The sequence below is a fragment of the Nannocystis sp. genome (assembly GCF_016714285.1).
In the GTDB taxonomy this organism is placed as follows: Bacteria; Myxococcota_A; Polyangia; order Nannocystales; family Nannocystaceae; genus Nannocystis.
The window spans coordinates 26,525-51,997 of sequence record NZ_JADJNN010000010.1; the positions used below are offsets into that span (position 1 = coordinate 26,525).

Annotated in this window: 20 protein-coding genes; 7 read left to right on the forward strand and 13 right to left on the reverse strand. The window is 71.1% G+C overall.

The window, feature by feature from the left end:
- Positions 1-20: 20 nt before the first annotated feature.
- Positions 21-1,166: a Rieske 2Fe-2S domain-containing protein gene (locus IPJ59_RS18305; protein WP_293253013.1), complete on the reverse strand. Its 1,146-nt coding sequence runs from the start codon at positions 1,164-1,166 to the stop codon at positions 21-23.
- 137 nt (positions 1,167-1,303) lie between these two features.
- On the opposite strand from IPJ59_RS18305, the gene IPJ59_RS18310 reads away from it, so the two are divergent.
- Both IPJ59_RS18310 and IPJ59_RS18315 read left to right on the forward strand, forming a co-directional pair.
- A complete protein-coding gene (locus tag IPJ59_RS18310) occupies positions 1,304-2,281 on the forward strand; it encodes a class I SAM-dependent methyltransferase (protein ID WP_293253016.1) in 978 nt (325 codons plus the stop codon).
- A gap of 171 nt (positions 2,282-2,452) precedes the next feature.
- Positions 2,453-3,553: a fibro-slime domain-containing protein gene (locus IPJ59_RS18315; protein WP_293253019.1), complete on the forward strand. Its 1,101-nt coding sequence runs from the start codon at positions 2,453-2,455 to the stop codon at positions 3,551-3,553.
- A gap of 40 nt (positions 3,554-3,593) precedes the next feature.
- Here the strand turns inward: IPJ59_RS18315 and IPJ59_RS18320 are convergent, their stop codons facing one another.
- Positions 3,594-6,674, reverse strand: a complete 3,081-nt coding sequence (locus IPJ59_RS18320) for an NAD(P)-binding protein (protein ID WP_293253022.1) — start codon at positions 6,672-6,674, stop codon at positions 3,594-3,596.
- Between the two features lie 11 nt (positions 6,675-6,685).
- The gene (locus IPJ59_RS18325; RefSeq protein WP_293272687.1) at positions 6,686-10,606 is read right to left on the reverse strand and encodes a serine/threonine-protein kinase; all 3,921 of its coding nucleotides are present in this window, start codon (positions 10,604-10,606) and stop codon (positions 6,686-6,688) included.
- Between the two features lie 257 nt (positions 10,607-10,863).
- Between IPJ59_RS18325 and IPJ59_RS18330 the strand changes: the two genes are divergently transcribed.
- Positions 10,864-11,463 carry an LDL receptor domain-containing protein gene (locus IPJ59_RS18330; protein WP_293272688.1) on the forward strand — a complete coding sequence of 200 codons (600 nt, stop codon included), beginning with the start codon at positions 10,864-10,866 and terminating at the stop codon, positions 11,461-11,463.
- On the opposite strand, the gene IPJ59_RS18335 is transcribed toward IPJ59_RS18330, so the two are convergent.
- The 5 genes from IPJ59_RS18335 to IPJ59_RS18355 all read right to left on the reverse strand — a co-directional run bounded on the left by IPJ59_RS18335 (position 11,450) and on the right by IPJ59_RS18355 (position 18,164).
- Positions 11,450-12,694 (reverse strand): Mur ligase family protein, encoded by a 1,245-nt coding sequence (locus IPJ59_RS18335; RefSeq protein ID WP_293253030.1) that lies wholly within the window; start codon positions 12,692-12,694, stop codon positions 11,450-11,452. The genes IPJ59_RS18330 and IPJ59_RS18335 overlap by 14 nt on opposite strands.
- A gap of 23 nt (positions 12,695-12,717) precedes the next feature.
- The gene (locus tag IPJ59_RS18340; RefSeq protein ID WP_293253032.1) at positions 12,718-13,746 is read right to left on the reverse strand and encodes a histidine kinase; all 1,029 of its coding nucleotides are present in this window, start codon (positions 13,744-13,746) and stop codon (positions 12,718-12,720) included.
- A 135-nt stretch (positions 13,747-13,881) separates the two neighbouring features.
- Positions 13,882-16,149, reverse strand: coding sequence for a serine/threonine-protein kinase (locus IPJ59_RS18345; protein WP_293272689.1), 2,268 nt, complete (start codon positions 16,147-16,149; stop codon positions 13,882-13,884).
- Positions 16,150-16,245: 96 nt separating this feature from the next.
- Positions 16,246-17,124, reverse strand: a complete 879-nt coding sequence (locus tag IPJ59_RS18350; RefSeq protein ID WP_293253038.1) for a hypothetical protein — start codon at positions 17,122-17,124, stop codon at positions 16,246-16,248.
- Positions 17,121-18,164 carry a hypothetical protein gene (locus IPJ59_RS18355; RefSeq protein ID WP_293253041.1) on the reverse strand — a complete coding sequence of 348 codons (1,044 nt, stop codon included), beginning with the start codon at positions 18,162-18,164 and terminating at the stop codon, positions 17,121-17,123. The genes IPJ59_RS18350 and IPJ59_RS18355 overlap by 4 nt, the downstream gene beginning before the upstream one ends.
- 150 nt (positions 18,165-18,314) lie before the next feature.
- On the opposite strand from IPJ59_RS18355, the gene IPJ59_RS18360 reads away from it, so the two are divergent.
- Together IPJ59_RS18360 and IPJ59_RS18365 are read left to right on the forward strand one after the other, a co-directional pair.
- Positions 18,315-19,454, forward strand: a complete 1,140-nt coding sequence (locus IPJ59_RS18360) for an MYXO-CTERM sorting domain-containing protein (protein WP_293253044.1) — start codon at positions 18,315-18,317, stop codon at positions 19,452-19,454.
- A gap of 17 nt (positions 19,455-19,471) precedes the next feature.
- Positions 19,472-20,425: a hypothetical protein gene (locus IPJ59_RS18365; RefSeq protein WP_293272690.1), complete on the forward strand. Its 954-nt coding sequence runs from the start codon at positions 19,472-19,474 to the stop codon at positions 20,423-20,425.
- Here IPJ59_RS18365 and IPJ59_RS18370 read toward each other — a convergent pair.
- The 3 genes from IPJ59_RS18370 to IPJ59_RS18380 form a co-directional block, all read right to left on the reverse strand.
- Positions 20,397-21,194: an SPFH domain-containing protein gene (locus tag IPJ59_RS18370; RefSeq protein WP_293253049.1), complete on the reverse strand. Its 798-nt coding sequence runs from the start codon at positions 21,192-21,194 to the stop codon at positions 20,397-20,399. The two genes, IPJ59_RS18365 and IPJ59_RS18370, sit on opposite strands and share 29 nt — an antisense overlap.
- A gap of 135 nt (positions 21,195-21,329) precedes the next feature.
- On the reverse strand, positions 21,330-21,854 hold the full coding sequence (locus IPJ59_RS18375; protein ID WP_293272691.1) for an SRPBCC family protein: 525 nt from the start codon (positions 21,852-21,854) through the stop codon (positions 21,330-21,332).
- A gap of 1 nt (position 21,855) precedes the next feature.
- A complete protein-coding gene (locus IPJ59_RS18380; protein WP_293253054.1) occupies positions 21,856-22,185 on the reverse strand; it encodes an ArsR/SmtB family transcription factor in 330 nt (109 codons plus the stop codon).
- Between the two features lie 207 nt (positions 22,186-22,392).
- On the opposite strand from IPJ59_RS18380, the gene IPJ59_RS18385 reads away from it, so the two are divergent.
- Together IPJ59_RS18385 and IPJ59_RS18390 are read left to right on the forward strand one after the other, a co-directional pair.
- Positions 22,393-23,745 carry a sensor histidine kinase gene (locus tag IPJ59_RS18385; RefSeq protein WP_293253057.1) on the forward strand — a complete coding sequence of 451 codons (1,353 nt, stop codon included), beginning with the start codon at positions 22,393-22,395 and terminating at the stop codon, positions 23,743-23,745.
- A 139-nt stretch (positions 23,746-23,884) separates the two neighbouring features.
- On the forward strand, positions 23,885-24,253 hold the full coding sequence (locus IPJ59_RS18390) for a hypothetical protein (protein WP_293253060.1): 369 nt from the start codon (positions 23,885-23,887) through the stop codon (positions 24,251-24,253).
- Between the two features lie 50 nt (positions 24,254-24,303).
- On the opposite strand, the gene IPJ59_RS18395 is transcribed toward IPJ59_RS18390, so the two are convergent.
- Positions 24,304-24,798 (reverse strand): hypothetical protein, encoded by a 495-nt coding sequence (locus tag IPJ59_RS18395; protein ID WP_293272692.1) that lies wholly within the window; start codon positions 24,796-24,798, stop codon positions 24,304-24,306.
- Between the two features lie 27 nt (positions 24,799-24,825).
- Positions 24,826-25,464, reverse strand: coding sequence for an SIMPL domain-containing protein (locus IPJ59_RS18400; protein WP_293272693.1), 639 nt, complete (start codon positions 25,462-25,464; stop codon positions 24,826-24,828).
- Positions 25,465-25,473: the final 9 nt, after the last annotated feature.

The window sequence follows — 25,473 nt, forward strand, 5'->3', positions numbered from 1 at the left end:
TGCATTCCGCGGGGCGGGGCTCAGCTCGCCGAGGCTGGCAGCGAGTACTCGGGCGGGTCGGCGACGGCCTGGCCGGCGTGCAGATCGGGCAGGTAGTCCGGCGGCCAGAAGCGCTCGCACCACTTGCGATAGGCGACGATCGGGCCGTCGTCGGGCAGCGGCTTGGGGTTTTGCAGGTGCCTGCGGTTGGTCCAGATCATCTCGTCGCCGTCGAAGTCCTTGGTGGCGATGGCGAGGAAGACGCGGGCCAGGATGTCCTCGGGGCTGACGCCGAGCACGCGTCGGGCCAGCTTGGCGAGCCTGCCCTCGAAGCGCTGCTTCACCGAGCTGACGACGCGGATGTGACAGTCGGTGAGGTTCGTCGGGGTGATGAGGATGATGCTCATCAGCTCGAGGTCACCCTGGTCCGGGCCGAGCTTGGCGCGCGAGAGGGCCATGCCGGGGCCGAGCACGGCGATGTTGAAGTCGAACGCGCTGGTGTAGGCCTTGCCGAGCCGGCGGACCAGCGCGTAGGGGCTCTGGGCGCCGCCGCGGAAGGTCATGTGCATGATGGCGCGGAACGAGCCGTCGGGCGCCTCGGCGGGGTGCTGTTCGATGCTGTTCACCGTCCAGTTGTGGACCGCATAGAAGTGCTGGATGTCGATGATGTTCTCGGTGGGGAAGAAGATGTTGGTTGGGGCGAGGGGTCGGCCGGCGTTGGTGACGGGGGTGCTCCAGCCGGCGAAGAAGTCGGGCTCGATGAAGCGGAGCGGGCGGGCCGGACGGGCGCGGTCGACCCCGTGCCAGATGAAGATCGACGAGGCGACCTCGTGCACGGTCCACGGCTGGGACTTGATGTGGCGCAGGCTGCGGGGGTCGGACACGAAGTCACCCTTGACGCACTGGCCCTCGCCGTCGAAGTGGAGGCCGTGGAAGGGGCAGCGCAGGCAGCCGTCCTCGATGCGCCCGCCGACGCCGCGGTGGGCCCCGAAGTGCGGGCAGTGGGCGTCGAGCACGACGACCTTGCCGCTGGCGTCGCGGAAGGCGACCAGCTCGTTGCCCATGAAGGTGAACTTCGTGATCTGGCCGGCGATGACGTCGACGGACCGCAGGGGCGAGAACCAGTCGTGGGCGTACTGCGGCGGCGGCCGCATGTAGCGTTTCGTGGCGTTGAGCACCGAGGCCATGGCGAACACCGTAACACGGGGCTGGGACGGGGCGGCGCGGAAACACCGGGCGCTTTCAAGCCGGATTTGCGGGCCGGGCCCGCGAAGTTTGCCGGCGCTTGTCGCCGTGGTGACGCCCGCCTTATCCTCGCGCCGCGATGCCGGTGCTGGCTGTGGACGACGCGGAGCACGAGGGCCGGGTGCTGGCGGTGGACATGTCGATGGTCGAGCTGATCGCGGCGCTGCGTCGGCGGCTCGCGGCGGGCGAGCGGGTGCTGCGGGTCCTGGCCCTCGACCCGGACCTCGGGCGCGGCTGCTACTCGGGCGAGCGGGTGATGGTCGCGGGGGGCGAGCACCGGCTGCACCGGCTGCATCGATCATGGCGCGCGTGGCTCGACCTCGCGGGACGTCTCGGGCTGCGCATGGCCACGCCGCGGCGGGTCGACGCGGCGACGCTCGAGCTGCGGCTCGAGCGGCTCGACGAGCGGGCGCGCTGGCAGGCGGCGGACGACGTGCCGGCGAGCGAGCGCTACGGTCGCGACAGCGGCTACGCGCGGATCTCCAAGCTCGAGGACCCGGACCTGGTGATCGACCTCGACGACGCGCTCACGCGGGCCGGGCTGCCGGCGGCGCCGCGGATCCTCGAGCTCGGGGTGAACCGCGGCGACAGCTTCGCCCTGATCGCCGCGCTGCGGCCGGCGCTGGTCGGGGCGGCCGAGTTCGTCGGCGTCGACCACAGCGCGTCGGCGCTGGCGCTGGCGCGCGAGCGCTTCCCGGGGCCGCGGCACCGCTTCATCGCGGCCGACGTCAACGCGCTGGCGTCGCTGGGCCTCGGCGAGTTCGACCTGGTGCTGGCGATGGGGACCTTGCAGAGCCCCGGGGTCGACGACCGGGCGCTGCTGCGCCAGCTCGTGCAGCACCAGCTGGCCCCGGCCGGGGCGCTGATCGTCGGGGTGCCCAATTGCCGCTACCTCGACGGTGAGCTGCTGCACGGGGCGCGCCAGAAGAACTACACGCAGCCCGAGCTGGGTCTGGTGATCAAGGACATCGCGTTCTACCGGCGTTATCTCCAGCAGCACCGGCGCACGGTGCACGTCACCGGCAAGCACTATCTGCTGGTCACCGCGGTCGCGTGAGCCGCGGTCGCAGCGAGTCGCAGCGGTCGCAGCGCTGGCGCGATCGGGCGCGCTCGTGTCGGACATACACCTCCGTGGCGCGTGGGGATCGCCCTCTTGACCGCGCCGGTCGTGGCCCGTAGCGTGGGCGGCGTCTTCCTCGAAAAAGTGGGTGTTGGAATGCGAGCAATCATGGGTGGTTCGAAGGGTCTGTGCGCGGTGTACTTCGGCGCGTGGGCCGGGCTGTGCGGCTGCGGCGATGACAATGGTCAGAGCAGCGGCGGCACGGGTACGGGCACGGTGACGGTCAGCACGACGGACGGTCCGGTCACGGCGTCCAGCACGGGCAGCGCGAGCGCGCCGACCGAGGGCTCGGCCACTGGCACGAGCGCGACCGTCGGCAGCGACAGCATGGACGCCGACACCAACGCGCCGACCACCGGGGGGCCGACCAGCGCGAGCGCGACCACTGGCACGGTCAGCGATAGCGAGCCGCAGACCTCGGGCACGACGACGGCGGACACGGGTGATTCGACCGGGTTGGTGGTCGACACGACCACCGGCATGGACACGACGAGCGGGACGACGGACACGACGGGCGGCGGCGACCAGACCACCGGCGAGCCGGTAGTGTGCGACAGCTTGCCGGTGGTGTACCGCGACTTCAAGCCGCTGCACACCGACTTTGGCTGTCACATGTACGGCAACGGCGCGCGCCCGGGGCTGGTGATGCAGAACATCGGCGGCGACAGCAAGCCGGTGTACAACCCGAACCCGCCGCCGCCGCCGAACGGCTGGAACGGCTCGGTCCCGCAGATCACCTCGGCGAATAGCTATAGCGACTGGTACAACACCAAGGACGGGATCAACATCGAGATCGCGGGCGAGCTGATGTTGATGGAGATCATGCCGGGGATCTACAGCTTCTCCAGCAATAACTTCTATCCGCTGACCGGGATGGGCTTCGGCAACAACGTCACCCCGAACTGGGCGAACGAGGTGTACCCCGACAAGAACGGGGCCTTCACCACCGAGATCCACACCAAGTTCATCTACGAGAAGGGCCAGACCTTCAACTTCAGCGGCGACGACGACGTGTGGGTGTTCATCAACGGCAAGCTGGCGATGGACCTCGGCGGCCTGCACGGCCCGGTCAACGGGGCGATCAACCTCGACACGCTCGGGCTGGTCGAGGGCATGGAATACCCGCTCGACGCCTTCCACGCCGAGCGCTGCGACAGCGGCAGCAACTTCCGCATCGACACGTCGATCAGCTGCTTCGTGCCGCAGTGAGCGGGGACGGCGGCGGCTCGCCGCCGCCGCGACGTGGGTTTCAGAACCCTGGCCGCCACACGTTCGCGGGTTCATTGCTGATCGCGCGGGCCGCCAGCATACCGGAGCTGGTGGCCGCCTCGACGCAGCCGCAGTTCATATCGGTGCGGGTCCAGTCGCCGGTGAGCAGGAGGCCCTTGACGCCGCTCTCGGCCTGGCCGAGGCGCAGCGCGGTCGCGCCGGGCTGGCTCAGGACGTAGAGATTGGACGGCTGGACGTCGGCGATGAGGTGTTGCCATTCGAGGCGCTGGGCGGGGGTCTTGGGGGCGCCGGTGACGGAGAGCAGGGCGAGGAATCCCGCGAAGTTGTGCGGGGTGCCCTGGCCGTCGTAGAAGGCGGCGTAGTTGTCGCGCAGCCAGTCGCGGACCTGGTCGTTCCAGGCGGATTGCATGCGGGCGGGGTAGTCGGCGCCGCACTGCGGCGGGAGCGGGGGCTTGCCGGAGTAGGAGGCGCCGGTGAAGTAGGCGACATATTGCGGCTTGGGGTCCGGCCATTGCTCGTAGGCCAGCAGGGGCGTGAAATCGCCGTAGCTGGGCTCGGGCTGGACGTATGTGGTGAGCAGGCCGCGCGGCTCGGCGAGCAGCGACGACGACGGCACGTTAAACCACAGCTGGAAGGACATGGTCTGGGTGACGGCGATGCCGTCGATCATGGTCTTCCATTGCGTGAGCACCGGGTCGCTGCCGGGGTCCTTGCCGTCGGTGAGTGGCGAGTCGATGAGGGGGAGGGCGCCGAGGGGGACGCCGAGGACGGCGAGGTCGAAGTCGGCGCCCTCGCGCAGGGTGATGTTTGTGGCGTGGGTGTTGGTCGTCTGCCAGGCGTCGAAGAAGTCGATCTTGTTATCGCGGTACCAGTCGCCGTCGACGAGCTGGTTGTAATGGGGGTCCATCGGCCAGTCGGGCAGCTCGGGCGGGTTGTTGGGCAGGGTCTGGGTGAGCAGCGGCTGGTAGGCGGCCGAGCCGGCGCGGACCTCGGCCTGACGCTGGAGGCGGACGGCGCTGAGGCGGCGCTCGGCGCCGCTGCCGGCGAGCTCGAGGCCGGTGACGGTGTGGAAGAAGTGGACCTTGGCGCCGAGCTCGACCAGCGCCTTGTAGAGCGGGGTCATGATCGTCTGGGCGCAGCTGTAGCGGAAGCGGAACGACGGGTTGCCGTTGTCGCCGAAGGCCTCGAGCAGGAACCAGCGGGCCGCGACGCCGCAGGCGAGGCGGGCGGCGTACACGTCGTCGTCGATCGGCGCGCAGGGTGGACGGTCGGCGGGGGCGGGCTGGTGGGCGAACAGGGTCTCGTAGACCTGGTCGATCACGGCCCAATGTTCGGTGGCTTGCTCGTGGAGGCCGTTGTGGCGCAGCCAGTCGCGGAAGTCCCAGGCGTCGAGCTCCGACAGGTTGCGGACCGGCTGGCGCAGCAGGCCGACGACGATGGTGAGCAGGGTGTCGATGCCGGTCCAGATGAACCAGGCCTGGGTCGAGATCTTGGGGTCGAGGCGGACGATCGCGGCGATGGTGTCGCGGATGCCGGCGACGACGTCGGCCGTGAGGTCGCCGAGCAGGTCGCTCGAGGTGCTCGCCTTGCGGGTCGTGGCGCCGCCAGCGTCGCTGCGTACGCGGGTGCTGGCGCTCTGCAGGGCGAGCCGCGCGGGGGCCAGGGCGAGCCCGAGCCAGCGGTGCTCGTGGCCGATCGCGTCGATGTGGTCGAGCGCGCGGGCCAGCGCGCCCTCGAGCGCCAGCTGCAGGGCGTGGCCGGGGCGCAGGTTGGCGGTCGTCGGCGACTTCGTCGAGCTCTTGAGGCCGGGGGTCGCGCAGTAAGTCCACACATTGTTGCGGTGGACCATCACGCCGTTGTAGGGCTCCGCGTGGAAGGCCTGGCGGTACAGCGCCTCGCCGAGGCCGTCGTTCGGGAAGGCGCTCAGGTAGGCGTCGTGCACGGCGGTGAAGGCGTTATGATAGAAGCCGAGGAACGCGTGCAGGCCGTGCTCCTCGATGCGCCAGGCCTTGGCCTGGTTGCGCCACGACTGGCACTTGCCGCCCAGGCGAAAGCCGGTGGTGTAGAGCGATACCTCGTAGCGGTCGCGCTGGCGGGCGAGGTAGAGCGCGGCGGTGCAGGCGGCCGGTCCGCCGCCGAATACGGCGACCTTGAGGCGGCGCAGGGGCGGCGGTCGGGGGAACTTGACATTCCGGGTGCCGCCGGGGAGGGTGACGAACTGCTTGCATTGCAGGCGGAAGGAGCCGAGCTGGGAGGCGAGCAGGCTGGGGCTGCGGTAGGTGCCGGGGGGGATGCCCGCGGGGGTGAGGGCGGCGCCGATGGTGATCTCGGCCTCGATCGGCTGGATCGTGGTGCCGGGCTGGTCGACCTGGTAGAGCACCGTGGTGGCCAGCAGCGGGCCGGGGACGCGGGCATTGAAGGCGTTGGGGTCGACGATGCGCAGGGCCTGGGAGATCGTCGGTTGTTCGAAGAGCTGGCGGACGATCGTGAAGTTGGCGTAGGCGGAGGGCGGCTGCGGGGTCGTGCCGGGGACCTCGTGGAACTTGCCGGTGAATGCGGGGATCGAGGCGCCCTCGGGGATCACGGTATAGGTGGTGTTGGGGCCGGTGCTGACGTTGGTGATCGTCGCGGCCTGCTTCTCCCAGCCGTAGAGGTGCACGCCGAGCACCCGCGGGACCGTGGCGTTGAGGTAGAGCCGCGGCATGTAGATATACGGGCCGGGGTAGCGGTCGCGGGGCTCGCTGATCTGCACGTAGGGGACCGCGAGCATCAGCTCCTGGTAGTCCATGTCGCCGAACCACGCCTTGAAGATATCGTGGGAGGACAGCAGGTAGACCGGGTGATAGCCGCTCGCCACGACCGGCTGCGGCGCCAGCTCGAGGCCGGCGGGCAGCAGCCTGCGGACCTGGTCGGCGGGCAGGACCAGCACCGTGACGCGGGTGTCGATCGTGCCGTGCGCGTCGGTCACCGGCGAGCCGGCGATCGCGAAGATCTGCTTCAGCTCGCCGACGTGGCTGGCGGGGTGGGTCGAATCGCTGGACTCTGCGAGGGCAGTGGCGACGATTTGAGCGCGTTTCAGGTCGGGGGCGGCTGTCGGCATGGTGCTCCTCGCTACGATTGTGGGTGGAATCCGGGTGCCATCATATCGGTGTAACGGTCGGGGCGGCGCACGTGCTCGGCGGCGGCCCAGTGGTCGGCGAGGCGCAGCAGCTCGCGGCCCTCGTCGCCGCCGAGCAGGGCGGCGAGGCGGCGGCGGCTGGCGGCGAGGTAGCTGGCCATCTGGAGCTCGTCGAACACGCTGACGGCGCGGCGGAGCTCGCGGACGGCGATGTCGTCGTGGCGCGCGAGGGCTGCGGCGCCGGCGAGGGCGAGGCGGCCGTAGGCCTCGGCCATGGGGAGGGGCTGCTTCAGGCAGCGCTTGGCGGCCTTGCGGGCGATCGCCAGCTGTTCGCGGGGGTCCTTGCGGCGGACGGCGAGGGCGAGGGCGTTGCAGGCGCGGGCGCGCTGGAATTCGACGGCGACCCAGGGGGTGCGGAGGAAGGCCATCTTCTCGATCGTCGGGGTGTCCTCGCGGTGGAGGGCCCAGGCCTGCTCGCCGTCGCCGCGGTAGCGCTCGAGCTCGGCGCGCTGGCACGACCAATTGAAGTAGTGCACCTCGAAGCGCTTGGGGGCGTCGCGGCGGTATGTGGCCATGTGCTCGGCGGCCTCGTCGACGGCGTCGGTGGCGAGGCCGACGATGTTGCCGAGCAGGCCGCGGGCGAAGCCCTCGACGTAGGGGTTGGGGCGGGCGGAGCAGTCGCGGACGAGCAGGGCGGCGGCCTCGCGGAGGGCGTCGACGCGGCCGAGGTACAGCAGGGACATGGCGTGGTGGGCCTGCATCTGGGCGACCTCGTGCATCTCGCCGGTGCACTGCGAGCGGAGGATCGTCATGCCCTGCTCGTAGATCGGGAGGGCGGCGGCGAAGCGGCACAGCATCTGGTGGGTGGAGGCGCGGTACTGGCAGAGCATGCCGCGGGCGTAGGGGCTCTGCTGGACCGCGGGGGCGGCGTCGAGGCTGTCGAGGGTGGCGAAGCTCGTCGCCGCGGCGGGGCTGCCCTTCATCACGACGCGCAGGTAGGCCTCGAAGCCGATCGCCCGCGCGGCGCGGACCGGGTCGCCGCTGTCGAGGGCGAGGCCGAGGTGGCGGGCGTGGAACAGGGCCGAGGTGATGCCGTCGACGTAGATCAGGCCGCGGGTGGCGGTCCAGCACACGTCGAGGCGCTGGGCGGCGGCCTCGGCGAGCTCGGGGCCGCCGCCGCGGGGCAGCGCGAGGCGACGAAACGCGAGCCGGAGCCGCTGCGCGAGCAGGCGGAAGATCGTCGAGGCGAGGCCGTGGGTCATGCGCAGGCCGACGCGGGGGAGCAGGCGCTCGAGCGTGGCCTTGCCCTCGTCGTGCTGGCCGGTCTGCAGCAGCTGCACGGTGGCGATGCGCAGCCACTCGCTGCGCTCGGCCTCGGTCGCGCCCTCGCCGTGGTCGGCGGCCTCGCGGTAGGCCTGGGCCGCGGCGTAGAGCTGGCCGCTGTTGGCCAGCGATTCGGCGAGCTGGATGCGCACGCGGGTGGCCTCGCGCGGGCCGAGGCCGCCGAGCTCGAGCAGCGCGGCGAACAGCTCCGCGGCGCGCTCGAAGGCCAGCTGGGCGGCGGCCTCCTCGGCGGCGAGCAGGGTGAAGTGGGTGGCGCGGGCGGTGTCCTTCGCGGCCCGGAAGTGGTGGGCGAGGGTGGCCTTGTCGGCGTCGCCGGCGACGAGCAGGGCCTCGGCGATGATGCGATGGGCGTCGCGGAGGCCGGCGGGGTCGCTGGCGTGGGCGTCGTTGGCGGCGGTGGAGCGGATGCGGTCGTGGAAGGTCTCGAGGTTGTCGTCATCCGAGGCGTCGGCGCGGAGGAGGTGTTCGGCGCGGAGGCGGGCGAGGGTGCCGCGGTCGACGGCGCCGGCGGTGGTGGCGACGACCTTGAGCGCGACGGCGCGGGGGAGGCGGCCGCCGGCGATGGCGAGGATCTCGACGAGGCGGCGGGCGGCGGGCGGCAGGGCCTGGAGGCGGAGGCGGATGACCTCGTCGAGGTTGAGGTTGGCGATCGACTCGCCGAGGCCGCCGCGGGCGCGGGCGAAGCGGGCGAGCTCGCCGATGAAGAACGGGCTGCCCTGGGCCTCGCGGGCGATGCGTCGCGGCAGCGGGTCGGCGGGCTCGAGGCCGAGGTGGTGGGCCGCGAGGGCGCTGGCCTGGTCGTCCGAGAACGGGCCGATCGCGAGCGCGTGCATCTGCACGTGGTCCGCGGCGCGCAGCTTGGCGAGCAGGCGCATCAGCGGCGGGCGGGTGGTGTCGGCGCCCTCGTGGAAGCTGCACAGCAGCGCGAGCGGCGGGGGCTGGGGGCGCAGCAGCACCGACTCGAGCAGCTGCACGCTGTCGAGGTCGGCCCACTGGAGGTTGTCGAGGACGAGCACGAGCGGGCGGCCGGCGGCGACGCGGGTGAGCAGATCGGCGAGCGCGTCGGCGGCGTGGCGGAAGACCTGGACCGGGTCGGTGCCGTGGAAGTGGGAGTCATCGAGCTCGCGGATCTGCGGCACCGAGCGGAGCACCGGGAACAGGCGGGCGAGGGCGGCGATCTCGGCGGGCAGGGGGCTGTCGGCGGGCAGGGCCGGTTGGGCGCGCTGGGTGGTGTCGGCCCACATCGCGTTGCCGGTGAACTGCGCGTAGGGGCTCGCGCGGGTGAGGTCGTCCGGGTGGTTGCAGAGGTGGACGGCGAGCTCGTCGAGGGCGGTGTCGAGGGCCTTGAAGGGGATCGACTCGCGCTCGGAGCAGTGGCCGGTGAACGCGAGCAGGCCGTGTTCGCGGCGCGCGAGCTCGACGACGTGGGCGACGACGGTGGTCTTGCCGAAGCCGGAGCGGCCGGAGATCGCGGCGACGCTGGGCTGGCCGGAGCGGGCTGCGAGGATCGCCGCGAGCAGGGCCTTCGTCTCGCTGGCGCGGCCGACCAGGCCGTGGGTGACGACCTCGATGGCGACGAGGTCGGCGCGGCCGAGGCGAGTGAGCACCTCGGCGGCGGTCGGGCGCGCGGCGGGGTCGCGGGCGAGGAGGTCGAGGCAGAGGCGGTCGAGCTCGGGCGGGACGGCGACGCCCTCGCTGCTGGGCGGGAGCGGATCGCGGGTCAGCTTGTGCTCGAGCATCGCGTGCAGCGAGCCCTGGTGGCGCAGCGCGCCGGTGAGGCTCTCCCACAGGATCTCGCCGACGGCGAACCAGTCGGCGGGCGGGCCGACGGACTCGGAGTTGATGATCTGCTCGGGCGCCATGTAGAGCGGCGTGCCGACGATCGCGGCGCTGTCGAGCGAGGCGCTCCGGACCTCGCGCACGAGGCCGAGGTCGAGCACGACGACGCGGCCGGCCTCGGTGACCATCACGTTCGATGGCTTGACGTCGCGGTGCACGAGGCCGTGGCGGTGGATGCAGGCGAGGCCGCTGGCGAGGCCGACGAGGCAGTGCTGGAGGCGGCGCAGGCCGGGGTCGTCGAGCGGCTGGAGCGGCTCGTAGTCGCGGCGGGCGGCGGCCACGAAGTGTTCGCCGTGCAGGCGCTCCATGGTGAAGAAGACGTTGCTCTGGCCGCCGCCGGCCTCGACCTGGAGGAGCTCGTAGAGCTCGACCAGGTTCGGGTGGACGATCGCGCTGAGGGTGCGAAACTCGCGTTTGAAGCGGTAGAGGCGCTCGGGGCTGGAGTCGCTGATGAACTTGAGGGCGACGGTGGTGCCGTCGGGGGCGCGGGCCTCGAACACCGAGCCCATGCCGCCGGCGCCGATCAGGCGGACGATCGAGTGGTCGCCGGCGAAGTCGGGGCGGCGCGGTCGCGGGGCGACGTCATCGCCGCGCTCGCCGCTGGCGTCGCGGGTGTGATCGGAGGCGAGGCCGAAGGACGGGTCGCTGGCGACGAAGTCGCGGGTGATCGTCGCTGCGAGGCCGATGCCATCGTGGAGGGGTGACGATCCCTCCCGTGGGTTGCCCGCCATGGTGACCTGGATACGTCAGGGGCGCCCGGGGCGTCAACACGCGCGAGGGTCTGGTTGGTCGGACTGGCGTCGGCCTGGCATTGGGGGGGGAAACGTGGTTTGCGGGCGGATCGTGGCCGCGCGCGCGGGATGAGGGCCGAGCGTGCGAGCTGCGCGTGAGCGCCGCGCGTGCGAGACGTGGTTGGCCGGGGTGACGCGCGCACCTGTGCGGGGCTTCGTGGCAACCTGTCGGGCGAGGATGGACTTGGGATATGGGTGTGAAGATCGATCTAAAGCAGTTCCTGGCCATGGCCGCGATGATGAGCCAGGGGCTCAACACGGCCTGCGTGATCCTCGACGGCAACACCGACAGCGAGACCACGACCAACAACACCACGAAGACCAGCGACCCCAGCACCGGCAGTGACGCGACGGGCGGCACGGGGGGCACCGGCGGTGCGACGGAGGGTGGTACGGGCGATGGCAGCACCGGGACACCGACCTCGGGCGTGCCGACCTCCGGTGATCCGACCGGCGGCAGCGAGGGCACCGGGGGCACCACGGGCGGCGGCTTCACGTGCACCAACGGCCAGACGATCGACCCCGCGTTCGTCTGCGACGAGAACCCGGACTGCGCCGACTACTCGGACGAGGTCTCGGGCTGTGGCCTCCCGGCGTATCTGTGCAAGAGCGGGCAGGAGATCCCGGCGGACTATGTCTGCGACGAGTTCGGCGACTGCATCGATAACTCGGACGAGGTCACGGGCTGCGACATCGAGGCTTTCACCTGCGCCGACGGCATGGAGGTGCCGCTGACCGGCAAGTGCGACATGCTGCCCGACTGCGAGGACGGCTCGGACGAGCTCAACTGCATGTGAGCCCGAGGCCGCGGCGCACCGCCTCCACGTCGGAGAAGGGCGCGCTGCGGCCCCGCGTGACCTGCCCGAGCTCGTGGCCCTTGCCGGCGACGACGACCACGTCGCCGGCCTTCGCGTGGGCGATCGCGCGTTCGATCGCGCGGCCGCGGTCGAGCTCGATCTCCCAGCGGGCGCTGGCGCTCTGGCCAATGCTGGTGGTCAGGGCGGCGGCGATGGTGGCTGGGTCGTCGTCGCGGGGGTTGTCGCTGGTGACGATCGCCAGGTCGGCGCCGGCGCCCACGGCCTCGCCCATCTCGCGCAGCTTGTCGGCCGTGCTGCCGCCGCCGGCCCCGAATACGACGATCACCTGAGCGGCGCCGGCGAGCCGGCGAGCGGTCGCGCAGGTGTGCTTGAGGGCGTCGGGGGAATGTGCGTAGTCGACGGCGACGGTGGCCCGGTCGGCGCCGTGGTCGATCACCTCGAAGCGGCCCGGCACGACCGGACAGTCGGCGATGCCGCGGGCGACGGCCTCGCCGGGGAGGCCGGCGGCGAGGCCCGCGAGCGCGGCGGCGAGGGCGTTCTCGGCGAACACTTCGCCGACCATGCGGGTGGAGAGCGAGCCGCCGAGGGCGTCGGCGGCGGGCGAGGGGATCAGCTGCACGCGGGTGCCGGTCGGGCCGAGCTCGATCGCCGCGGCCTCGAGGTCGGCGGGGCAGAGACGCGGGCCGCGACCGGGCGCGGCGAACCAGCGGCGGAGCACGTCGCCGGGGATCGCCTGGTCGAGGAAGAGGGCGTGGGGGTCGGCGGCGTTGAGCACGGCGCTGCGGCCCGGGCCCAGCTGCATGAACAGCTGGGCCTTGGCGGCGAGGTAGTGCTCCCAGCTGCCGTGGCTGCCGAAGTGGTCGACCGAGAGGTTGGTGAACACGCCGAGGTCGAAGCGCCAGCGGCGGGCGTAACCCTGGGCGAGGGCGAGGCTGGTGGTCTCGATGACGGCGTGGCGACAGCCGCGTTCGGCGGCGCTGGCGAGCACGGCGAGGAAGTCGGCGTAGCGCTTGCCGCGGTGCATCGGCTCGTCGCCCAGGGCGACGCCGAGGGTGGAGATCCGCAGGGCCGGGAGACCCGCGGCGCGCAGGGCCGCGGCGATCATCCACACGGTCGAGGTCTTGCCGTTGGTGCCGGTCACGCCGATCGAGAAGTAGGACTCGGCCCAGGGGGCGGGCGCGGCGACGGGGCGTGCGTTCGGCGGGATCACACCGGCATGCTAACCCGCGGGGCTCAGCGCTTGCCCGCGGGCTTGCGGAAGATCGGCCAGTGGAACCACGCGGCGTAGCGCAGGTCGCGGACGGTCGAGCCGATGTAGCCGCGGTAGACCGCCTCATCGGCGCTCCCTTGCCCGCAGGCCACGGCGACGATCTCCGCGCACTGGGCGAGGCCGATGCTGTGGCCGCCGCGGGTGGTCCCGCCGCGATAGAGCTTGCCGAGGTCGCCGCCGGTGGCCTCGCGCAGGTTCTGGCTCTGATCGGGGAAGATCGGGTTCTCGATCACCCAGCGGATCAGTTGATCGTTGATCGGCAGCGCGGTGATGCTCACGCGATCGTTGGCGGTGTAGCGCGCGGCGTTGTTGATATGCGTGCAGAGGACCCGGTCGATGGCGGCGGTCTCGAGGTCATGATTGGCGACCATGCCGTCGAAGTTGACCTCGGCGCTGATTGCCACCATGCGCTCGCCGGCGCGGTATATCGAGCTGTCCCACTTGTCCACGAAGTCGAGGATCGTGTGGGTCTTGATCTCCGCGTCGATCTCGCGGAGCTGAGGATCGAGGTCGCTGACCGCGTGGCGCATGATCCTGGCGTGGTCGCGGGCGCGCAGGGCGGCGTGACGGATCTCGCCGTCGCTGATGGATTCACCGCGCGCCTCGGCGGCGGCGAAGCCGATCAGGGCCAGCAGGGCCCCGCCGCGGATGTCATGCAGCGCGCCGGGGACACCGTGCCCGGGGGTGCCGAGCGCGTAGGTGGCCGCGCCGAGCTCACGCAAGGTCAGCAGGAAGTTGCGATCGCGGAGCTCGCGGAGGATGTGCCGGCGCAGGAGGTCGATGTGCAGCGGGGCGCCGGTCCGCGTCGCGTCGCGGAGGTGCAGCCACAGGCCGTGGGCCCGCCGCATCACACGATAGACGCGCGTGAGCAGGTCGAGGTCGGCCGGGGCGAAGTGACTCAGCTGGACCGAGAAGCCGGAGCCGTCGTAGCGGGTCGGTCGCGTATAGGTGAGGTCGCAAGGGGCGAGGGCGAGCTGTTCTTCGTAGTCCATCGTGCGCTCCGGCGAGGTTGACCGCCGCATGGTCGACGGCCGCGGCAGATTGCGACAGTGGGCAATGCGGATCGCCGGGTGCAGAAGCTCACTTTGGCCGCCGAGAACGGCGTTATCTGGGCACTTGGCGGCGGCTCAGCCCCAGATGGCTTCGGCGATTGCATCGGCCCGGACGCGGACGCGGGCGCGGACGGCCGCGAATCCGGGGTCGCCGCGCAGCGGGGCGATCACTGGACATTCCTCGATCCATTGCCAGTCGCTGAGCAGGTAGGTGTCGGCCGCGAGCAGGTGGATGCGGGCCTGCGCGAGCTCACCGGCGATGCACGCCAGCTCGCACAGGAGCTGGGCGAAGTAGCCGTTTCGGCGCATGTTGGTCGAGGTCGTGTAGTAGGCCTGCATGCCCTGCAGCACCTCCGCCGGGGACACCTCGCCGAGGCCGTACGCGATCAGCAGCCGGGACGAGCTCAGCACCGGCGGCGGGAGGTCGTCGCCGTTGACGGCGAGCACCGCCTTGAACGCCATGAGGGCCGGGCGCTGCGGGTTCCACAGCATCAGGCGGGCGAGCAGGACGTTGCGGTGGCCGAGCGCGGCGAAGGTGGAAACGTCGGCGTAGAAGCGGTCCCACTGGCCCTGGTAGGCGAGGAGGCGGGCGCGGACGGTCCAGGCGTGGAGCGCCCCGTGGTCGAGGGCGATGGCGATGTCGAGGCGGCGCTCGGCGTCGGGGAGGCGGCCGATATCGAGGAGTAGATCGCCGAGCATGGCGTAGGCCTCGACGAGGCTCGGGGCGCAGGCGATGGCGGCGCAGAGGTCCCGGGCGCAGGCAGGCGCGTCACCCAGCGCCAGGGCGATGCGGGCGCGCGCCAGGTACGACTCGCCGTGGCCCGCGTGGTTGGCCACCGCCTCCTCCACCGCCGCTCGCAGCTCGGCGATCTCCGCCGAGCTCGATCCGCGGAACATGAAGGCCGACTGCACGCGGGCCAGCGTGTGCCCGAGGCGTAGCAGCTGGTTGTCGGGCGAGCGCCGCAGGGCCGCCTCGAACAGTCGCAGCGAGCGATCGAAGTGGAGGGTCCGGTAGGCGTGGCGGGCCTGGACGTACAGCTCGGAGACCTCGGCGTCGAGCACGGCGCGGGCCCGCGGCGGGGCGGCCCGGTCGAGCACGGCGGCGATGCGGCTCGCCAGCTCGGCGCCGAGGTTGTGCAGGTCGGCGCGCGCCTGGGACAGCTCGAGCTCGGCGATCGGGTTGGGGGAGGTGTCGTCGAGGATGCGGAGCGCGACGGTGAGGCCGTCGGCGGCGGGCCGCAATTCGCCCTCGACGCGGACGATCCGCAGCGGCCTGGTCGTGCCCGCCTGGCGCTCGCCGGACGCGGTCGCGACCCGGAGGCCGCGGCATTCACCGAGCGCGGCGACGAGGTCCGCGGTGACCCACGCGAGCTCCGTGGCGGCCCCGGGCTGGGCCGTCAGGGCTGTCACCTCGATCCAGCGCGGGCCGTCGCCGACGGCGAGGGGGGCCCGCGCGTCGGCGGTTGCGGGTCCCCCTTGCGTGGGAGCCAGCGAGCTGCCGCGCATCGCGGCGAGGCGGATGAGCAGGGCCCGCGCGTCCTCGGGGCGCGCCGCCGGGTCGCTGCGCAGGCAGTCGCCGATCAGCTGCGCCCACTCCGGCGCGAGCTCCGGGGCGACGCGCGTCAGGTCCGGCTCGTGCCCGCGGCGCTTGCCCTGCAGCAGGCCGACGGCGTCGTTGTCTTGCCACGGGCTGACGCAGGTCAGCAGCTCGAACAGGACGACGCCGACCGAATAGACGTCGGTCCGCGGTGTCATCGATTCGCCGCGGGCCTGCTCGGGGGCCATGTAGAACGGGGTCCCGGTGGTGCCGGACTCCTGGCGGCCGGCGTCGGACAGCGCCTGGGCGATGCCGAAGTCGGTCAGCACGGCGCCGCGTTCGGGCGCGACGAGGATGTTGGCGGGCTTGATGTCGCCGTGGACGACGCCGGCCGCGTGGGCGGCGGCCAGGCCCTCGCACAGGCCGACGGCGAGGCCGAGCACGCGTGGCGGCGTGAGCGGGCCCTCGCGCTGCAGCAGCGCCTGCAGCGATTCGCCGGGCACGTATTCCATGGTGAGGAAGCACAGCGCGCCGTCGCGGCCGAACTCGAAGACGCGGGCGACGTTGGGGTGGGTGACGCGGCGGGCGAGCTTCACCTCGCGGCGGAAGCGGGTGCGCAGGGAGTCGTCGTCGGCGAGGTCGGAGCGGAGGAACTTGACGGCGACGATCTCCTCGAGGTCGAGGTCGAGGGCGGTGCAGACGATGCCCATCCCGCCCTCGCCGATCCGCTCGTGCACCTGGTAGCGGCCGGCGACGACCGGCGGGATGTCGCAATCGTCGGTCTCGGCGTCGTCCGCTCCGATCACGGTACGTTCCTCGAGACCAGGACCGCTCATCCAGTCGACGATACCGCATCGCCGGGGGATTGTCCGGGCGAATCCGCGGGGTATCGGTGAAGGTCCTCAGGTCGCGCCGGTCGCGGTCCTGTAGACCATGCCGTAGCACTCGATGATCGACGAGCTGAGCTCGACGCGGCGGTCGGTCTCGGCGCAGCGGACCCACAACCGCCAGCCCGTGTCGCTGGCGGCGACGGCTCGGTGCAAGGAGCCACCGTCGAAGCGGACGATCACCGCGGCCGGCTGCGACACGCTCGTAGGGGCGAGCGCGCGGACCTGGCGATCGAGGTCGTCGAAGTTGGGGATCAGCTCGGGTAGCGTCAGCGACACGGGCGCCGTCACGAACAGCGTCGCGCAGTGCTCCGAGGATTGGTAGGAGAGATACGTGGGGGGCTCCGCGGGGCCCTCCAGCCGCGCCCGCATGTCGTGGAGCAGCGCGTGGCCGAGGCGCTGCACGCGTGGGTCACGCGCGACGATCGTGCCGTCGACGTGCCAGTGTTGGCTGTCGACCGGGACGTCGCCGGGTCGGAAATACTGGATCTTCGAGTCGATATAGACATAGCGCTTGCGGCCCGAGACGTGGCGCTGCATCTCGTCGAGGACGCTGCGCGTCAGCGGCCCGGCCTCGCGGATCGCCTCGTCGATGGGGCACCAGCAGAAGGTGACGCCGTCCGCCATGACCGCCTCCTGGGTGGGGACCGGGAGGGCGGCGACCGTCTCGTAGCGGTTGGCGAAGCGGGCCGTGAAGGTGTCGATGCTGCGGCGCTCCGTCGCGCTGTACCTGTCGAGGGAGCGCGGCCACATCTCGTCGACGACCGGGGCGGGGGCAGCCTCGGCGACGGGCGCGGGCCTGGGCCTGGTGGACCCGTGGTACGCGCCCTCGCCCGTGAATTGCGCGACCTCCTGGGCCGCGATCGATCGTGCTTGTCTGAGGTAGGTCTTCATCGGAAATCGAACATCGTCTGAAAGTATTGGAGCTTCGCCCGCGGGTCTTGCGAGAGGCGAACGACGGCGTCGACGCGGTCGAGGATATGCTCGGTCGACGCCGGCGGGGCGCGCCCCTCCTCGTATCTTCGCGGCAGCCCGAAGGAGCGGTTGTAATCGAGGTTGGAGATCCTCTGCCCGCGATCGAAGGTGGGTGGCAGCGGGGCCCAGTCGTGCTCGATGAAGAAGCTCTCGGCGCCCCAGCGGAGGTAGAAGCCGAGCTTCTCCATGCGCGAGAGCCACGGCGGATCGCCGATCTGCCAGAGGCCCCGTCCGCACAGCAGATACTGCGAGTGCTCGATGCTACCGCCGCGGGCCTCGATGGCGTTCCGGGCGTACTTCTCGACGATCGCGGCGAGGAGGCGCTCGGCCAGGCCCTCGCCGCGGTGCTCCCTGGCGACCACAAAATTGGCGATCTGGTGATACGCCGTGGGCTTGAAGCGGGGGAGGTCGGGGAACGCGAATTGGTCGAACCACCGCTGCGTCGGATCGCCGCCCGCGGGCTGCTGGAAGTCGACCTCCTCGGCGATCTTCGAGTGCCTCAGGTTGTTGTACCGGCCGGTGAGGAAGAAGATCGTGCCCTTGCGCCGGCCGACGAGGATCGTGGCCAGCAACTCGCTGGTCGCGGCGTCGACCGTGCGCGAGAGGACGAAGCGGTGGCCGGTCGTCCCCCACAGGTTGGCGACGCCGTACGGCGAGATGATCTCGGTCTGGACCCGCTGGACCACCGCGACGGGCAGGTGCCCGCCCCGGTCGCTCCTCGCGTCCTCAAGGGAGCGGCTCAACATGGACGAGATGCCCCTGGCGAGCTCGGGGACCGCGCTCGAGACGATGCCGAGCTCGAGGCCATCGCCGAGGTGGACATGGTTGATCGCCGACGGGTTTCGTGACCCCTCGTAGCGGAGGTATGCGCGCCTGAGCAGCTCGGTCGCCACGAAGCGATCGTGTGGGTTCAGGTTGATGAGCTTGTCGCCCGGCGACGCTGTGGGTGGTATCGACATCTCGTGTTGGGGCCGCGATGCCAGGTCGCCGCCCGGTCGGCGACGATAGCCGAGAATTGGTCGCGAAGGGGCGCTCAGCAACGAGCGCCGAGGTGGTCGGCGGGTCGCAGGCGGATGACGGCGCGAGCGCATGGGTGTATAAGGTCGCGCATGGACTCTGAGAAGCTGGTCGCCCAGGCGCTCGCGTTCCCGATCTTGGCCCCGATCCTCGCCGCGACCGTGACGCCGGCCGTTGCGCAGGCCTGCAGCACCTACGATTGTAGTCGCTACGAGCACTGGGTAGACCTCGCGGTCGTCAACGTGGCGAAGATACCGAGCGACGGGGTGATCGTGCTGCAGGGCACGCATTTCGGCGAGGACCTGGCGTCGCTGCCCGCGATCGAGCTGACGGTGACGCAGGACGGGCAGCCGATCGCCGGCGCGCTCGAGGCCAGCTCGATGCATGGCGTGCTGGTGTGGCGGCCCGCAGCTCCCTGGCAGACCGACGCCGCGTATGCCGTGGCCGGCATGGTGACCAACCCCGAGGAGGGGGCGGGATGCGGGCAGCCGACGATCCCCATCGAGGCGATGGTGAACATCGACGTCGCGCCGGGGGTGGCGCTCGTGCCCGTCGAATTCTCGGGCGTCGCCCAGGTCGAGATCTCGCCGGTGGCCTCCCTCGATCTTCTGGTGTGCTGCGAGGGGACCGCGCCCTCGAGCGGCTATGGTTGCGGCGGCCCAGATCTTTATTGGGACGCCGAGGAGTGCGCCCCGACCCTGGGTCACGGCTATCTAACGGTGGAGATCAGCGGCCAGGCGGCGGCTGCGGGCCCGACGGCGGAGCAGATCGTGTACACGCTGAAGGTCGACGGGAAGGTCGAGACGAGCAACCGCGTGCCGCAGTTCAGCGTGTCCCGCGATGCGCCGTTCTGCGCGGTCATCGAGGCGAGCTATCTGGCGAGCGGTGCGGTCACGGCGAGCGAGGAGCAGTGCTTCGGCCAGGACATGGTCAAGATGCTCGGGCCCCAGGTGCTCGACCCCGCGGCGACTCTGCAATGTGTGCTCGAGCAATGTGCGACCGCGGATAACACCTGGGACCCGATGATGTGCGTACCCTACGATCCCTCCCAGCCGACGGGCTCGGACGGCGGTGACAGTGCGAGCGACGGCTCGGGGTCAGGCTCGGCGACGGCGGGTGAGGGCGACGGTGACAAGGGCTGCGCCTGCGCGGTGCGGCCGACTGGCGACGCAGGCTTGCTGGCGCTGGTCGGACTGGTCGGGTTGGCCCGGCGAAGACGCGCTCGCGGATGAGGCGCGCCGGCTGTTTTGTGCTGTTGCTCGTCGCCTGCGAGCCCGCGGCGCCGTCGCGGGTGGTCGCCGCGGCGACGACGACGGGGACGATCGCGGAGGTCGGGCCGAGCGCCGCGGCGCCGACGGCAGGGACGATCGCGGAGGTCGGGCCGAGCGCCCCGGCGGCGCCGCGGAGCGAGCCTGTGGTCGTCGATCCGGCGCTCGCCGACCGGTATCCGTCGCTCGCGTATTATCCGTCGCTCGCAGCGGCGCTGCCGGCCGCGCTGGTCGGGGGTGGTCCGCGGGAGATCCTCGCGGGGCTCGCAGCGACCATGGCGCCGTACCGCTGGCCGAGCGCGCTCGACTGGGACCGCCACGGCTTCATCGACCTGCACGGGCCGCGGCCTGGCTTCGTGACCCGCGTGTCGGGTGCGTTGATCTCCCAGCCCGGTGACCGCCACGACCTCGGCTGCGCGGGCGGCTTCCTCGAGGGCGTGCGCCTGACGCTGGTGCCGGACCTGGCGATCGGCGAGCTCGACCGCTGCGACGTCGAGGCGGACGCGGTCGCGGGCGGACCCACTGAGTGCGAGCCGCAGCGCGACTACGGCTGGCTGGCGCTGCGCAACATCGCGGTGCGCCTGCGGCCGAGCCAGCTGCCGGCGGGGCCGCGGCTGATCACGCTGGCGCCGGATCGGGCGGAGGACCTCGACCGTTTGAGCGCGGCCGGGGCGATGCACCTGTGCACGGTGTCGCACGAGGCGAACGCCCGCGGCCGGCTCCGCCTCCACCACCACATGATGATCGTGCTGGCCCGCGGCGAGGCCGACGCCTTCGACGTGTTCGACACGACGGGGATCCGCGGGGTGGCGCTGGCCCGGATGACGCGTGCGCGCTTCGGCGAGTATGTCAGCGTGCAGCTCGCGGCCAGTCGCGAGTTTCGCTACGCCCGCAGCAGCGCGCGGCTCATTTGCCTGCCGGTCGCGGCGCGGTGAAGCTGTCGAGCTGGCGGCGGTGGTGGGCCTCGGCCTCGGCGTGCTGTTGCTTGACGCGCAGGTCGGCCTCGGCGGCGACGAGCTCCTGGTGGGCGATGTCCATGCGCTCGCGTTGGCGCAGCTCGTGGGTGACCACATTGTGGCGCGCGGTCTCCTCGGTGAGCTTGCGGATGCCCTCGGCGTCGAAGAGGTTGTTGGGGTCGAGCGCCGTGAGGGGTGTGTGCTCGATGCGGTCGATCGCCACGTCGTCGAGGACGAAGCCCTGCAGGTCCTGGCCGATCACGGCCAGGACCTCGTCGCGGAACAGGTCGCGGCGGCGGTGCAGCTCCGCGAAGTCCATGGCACGCGCGACCGTCTCGATCGCGTCGGTGAACTTGGCCGCGAACAGCTCGTGCAGCACCGCGGGATCAGAGGCGCGCGCGCAGCCGACGGACTGGCTGACCTTCAGCACGTCCTCGATGGTCTGGTTGATGCGGACCAGGAAGGTGGCCCGGAGGTCGGCGCGGATGCTGTCGCGACACACGACCCCCTGGGCGCCGGAGCGCTCGACGACGATCGCCTGGATGCCCAGCGCGATGTGTTCGGCGTGGTGCAGCAGTGGCAGGACCAGGGCGCCGGTGAAGCTGACCCGGGCCTCGCGCGCGCCGCTGATGATGAGGGCGCTGCCGCGGTCGACCCGCTGGTACAGCCGCGTCAGCGCGACGAGCACGCCGACGATCACCAGCAGCATCGCGCCCGCGACGATTGCGATCAGGCCGAGGTCTCCCATGCCTCGGCATCGTACCCGAGTCGCGGCTCGTTCAGGTGGCCGCTTCGCTGGCGAGCAGCGGCGCGTCGCTGCGCGCGACCACGACATGGAAGCATCGCCATCACGTCGCTGCCCTGGTGCCCGGCGAGGCCGGGGCTATCCGCGGAGGGTCGCCAGGTACTCGCTGAGCTGGGTGAAGGTGCCGCCGAAGCCGCCCTGCATCGACCGGTGCCCGTCGCGGAAGGTCCTGCGTTCGTCCGCGCTGGCGTTGATGGGCTCGCCTCGCAGGGTGATGGTGGTGATGCCCTGATGCTCGCTGAACGTCAGGGTGCTCCTGACCTCGAGCGGCCAGGTCGCGCTGCCGGGGTGGCGGGTCAGGTTGCCAGCTGCGTCGGAGAAGGAGCTGACAAAGACGATCCGCGAGGGCGGCGAGATCTCGTCGTAGACGAACTTGCCCCACATCTCGTGGCCCTGCGGGGAGCGCATCGAGTAGTGAAACACGCCGCCGGGGCGCAGGTCGAGGCGGGCCACGCCCAGGGTGAAGCCCTTGGGGCCCCACCAGCGGGCCAGGTGCTCGGCCTCCGTCCACACCTTGAACACGAGCGCGCGCGGTGCGGCGAACTCACGCGAGATCACAAATTCGTCGAGTGCGTCAGAGTTGTTTTGGATCTTTGCGTTCATGTCACTTCTTCCCTTGAAGGTCGCGCAAATAGTCGTCCAGACGATCGAATCTCTGCTCCCAGAGGTGTCGGTAATGTTCGGTCCACTCGCTGACATCCTGGAGCGGCGCCGCGACCAGCCGGCACGGCCGCCGCTGCGCGTCGCGCCCGCGGGCGATCAGGCCGGCGCGCTGCAGCACCCGGAGGTGCTTCGAGATCGCCGGCAGGCTCATCGCAAACGGCTCCGCCAGCTCCGAGACCGAGGCCTCGCCCAGCGCGAGCCGGGCGAGGATCGCCCGTCGCGTGGGGTCCGCGAGGGCCGCGAAGGTGGTGTTGAGGCGAGCGGGCTGCATCTGCTTTGTGAACCAGTTGGTTTCGTAACCGATCGGTTTAGTACAGCCGACAGAGGCCTCTGTCAAGCTCCTTGCGAGCGATCGGGCTTGCGGCGCTGTCGGTGATCGGACAGCTGTCCTGTGCGTCGAGTGCGCGCATGACGAGGGGCGCCGTGTCCCTCCGAGGGGTTGCCGCCGCGAGCGTTCATCTGCGACTGTGGTTCGTCCGTGGCGTACGACCCTCCAGGCCTGATCGAGCGGATGATCCCGGCGACGCTGCTGGCGAACCACGAGACCAGGCTCCGCGCCAGGACTCTGGTGGTGGGTTCGCTCGGCCTGACGGTGTGCGCGCTGGTCATCAACGTGGTGCGAATGGTGACCGCGCCGCCCGACCTGAACCTCGTGATCACCTTCATGACGGTGCTGGCGCTGGGGCTGCTGCCGTACTTGCAATACAAGACCGGCTCCTATCGCATCCCGGCCGGGCTTATCACCGCGTTCCTGCTGGTGACGTTGCCGACCTATATCATCTTGCTCGGGGTGTTCCCGGCGCCGGCGTTGCTGGTCTATCCCATCGTCCCGCTGCTGGCTGCGTTCTTCCTCGGGCCGGTGGTCGGTCTGCTGAGCGCGGCGGCGCTTGCGGGCGCGACGCTGGTGCTCGGGTCGCTGCTGCCGAACCCCGACCCCGAGCTGCTGGCGACGCTGTCTCGCACCTTCATTGTGGTGGGTGCGCTGGCGACCTTCATGAGCGCGTACCTGGCGTGGGTCTACGAGGGCGCGCGCAAGCAGGCCGAGGCGGAGCTGCGCGCGTTGAACGTCGCGCTCGAGGATGCGAGGCAGGTGGCCGACGCGGCGAATCGCAGCAAGACGGAGTTCCTGCGCCACGTCAGCCACGAGCTGCGCACGCCCTTGAACAGTATCCTCGGCCACGGCGAGCTGCTGCGCGAGGAGCTCGCCGAAACCGGGCAGGACTCGCTCGTCGCCGACGTGACGCGGATCAGCGACGCCGGTGAGCACCTCCTGGCCCTGATCAATGAGCTGCTCGACATCTCGCGGATCGAGGCCGGCGCGGTCGATCTGGATATCACCGAGATCGACCTCCAGGATATGTTGACAAAGGTCGCTGATACGATGCGGCCGCTCGCCAGCGCCCAGCACACCGAGCTGAAGCTCGCGGTCGCGGGCCCGCTGCCGCCGGTGGCGAGCGACGCCCGCCGACTGCGACAGGTGCTGCTCAACCTGGTGAGCAATGCCTGCAAGTTCACCGAGCGCGGGGAGATCACGCTCGGCGCTGCGGTGGTCGGCCCGGTCGGCTCGGTCGGCTCGGTCCATCTGTGGGTCCGCGACACGGGGATCGGCATGACGCCGGAGCAGCTGGCGCAGATCTTTGAGCCCTTCGTCCAGGTCGATAGCTCGCTCGAGCGGCGCGAGAAGGGCTCGGGGCTCGGCCTCTCCATCGCGCGTCGACTGGTCGAGCTCCTCGGGGGCCGGATCGCGGTGACCAGCGAGTACGGGCGCGGCACGGAGTTCGGCGTGTGGCTCCCGCTGCGAGCCGTCGCCGATGCGGCGCTTGACCGGTGATTCGCGGCCAGCGGCCGATGAATATCTTGCACCGCAACGCAGCTCGTGCGCCTCGCAGTCGTCGCGGGCGTGCTCAGGCTCTCGTCGACCGGAGGGCGGGCGCCGGTGCGCCGCGGCGTTTCGGGTTTATGGTCCCGGCATGCGTTCTGCCATCATCTGGATCGACAGCAAGACCGCCAAGGTCTTCGAGGTCTCGGGCGAAGAAGTCCGGGGTCAGGTATTTCACCGAGACGAGCCCGAGAAGCACATCCACTCCCATACCCCGCGACAGGGCCAGTTCGAGGAGCACTTCTTTCATGAGGTCGCCCAGCACCTCGCTGGCATGAAGCGACTGCTCGTGCTCGGGCCGGGCGTCGCCAAGGACCAGTTCGTCCATCACCTCCAGCAGCACCACCACGAGGGGCTGGCCCGCACCGTGGTGGGCGTCGAAGCCTCGGACCACCCGAGCGACGCGCAGCTGGTCGCGTATGCCCGCAAGCACTTCCCGGTGCCGCACGCGCAGGTCTGAGGGGCGCGACGCTGGCGAGCACGAGGTCGTGCTCGCCGCGGCCGCAAGCGTCAGGGGCCCGCGCGCTCGACCGTGGCGACGAGGGTGCTGGCGCCGACGTCGACGGTGACGCTCACCGGGAAGCCATCACGGGCGGCGAACACCGTGGTCACGGCGTCGTCGTCGAGGACCCGGTCGACGGTGAAGCCGTGGCTGGTCATGCCGGCCGACAGCGCCGCCACCGAGGCCTTGCTGTGCGCCTGGCCGAGGCTGTACTCGAGCGTGAAAACGATGCTGCCCGGCCCGCTCTCGCGCTTCCAGCTGCTGCGTCTGGCCTCGCGATAGATGCCGCCGAGAAGAGCCTGGAGGGCGCGATCGACCGCCACCACGTCGGTGTCGTCGATCTCCCCGGCCGTCGCTGCGCCGGTCGAGGGACTCGTGGTGGCGGCGGTGGCGGCGGTGGTGGTTTGCGTGGTGGTATCGTCGCCGTCGTGGCAGGCCTTCGCCCGCGTGGAGGCGCATGCCACCAGCAGGACGAGCGCGAGCGGGTGCAGGTGTCGACTCATTCGCGGGTGTGAGGCCATGATCTCTCCCTACGTCCTGGTCTGGAACACGATCCGGACGCGCTCGTGTACCTCGAGCTCGCCGGGCATGATCGGTGTGCTCGCGCTCGCCACCTTGCGGACGAGCTCGGTCGCCTGCGGCGCTTCGCTGTCGAAGATCTGGACCTCGAGCGGCCCGATCAGGTCGACCTTGAGCACCTGGGCCACCAGTTGGATGCGCTCCAGCGCGTCGCTGGTGGCCAGCTGCAGCGCCTTCTTCCGCAGCTCGCCGTCGTCCCGCAGCCCGAACGAGACGCCGGTGCCCTCGTTCGCGCCGGCGCTGACGCCGGCGTCGAAGACCTCGGCCGCCTTGTCGATCGGCGCCCGCACGACGACGCTGTTGCTCGCGCGGTATCCGACGAGGACGTTCTTCTTGCCCGGCTCGTCCCACTCGTAGACCGGCTCGAGCGAGAGCGCGGCGGTGTGGATCGCGGCGTCGTCGATGCCGACGGCCCTGATCGCGGCGATGATCTGGGTCGCGACCTCGGCGTTGTGTGCGGTCGCCTCGCCGGCGGTCTTGGCCTGCGAGCTGGCGCCGAGGCGCACGCTGGCGATGTCCGGGCGCGCGGTGACGCTGCCATCGCCGGTGACCGAGAGCGTGCCGAGGTGTTGCTTGTGTTCTTTGCTCATGGAGGACTC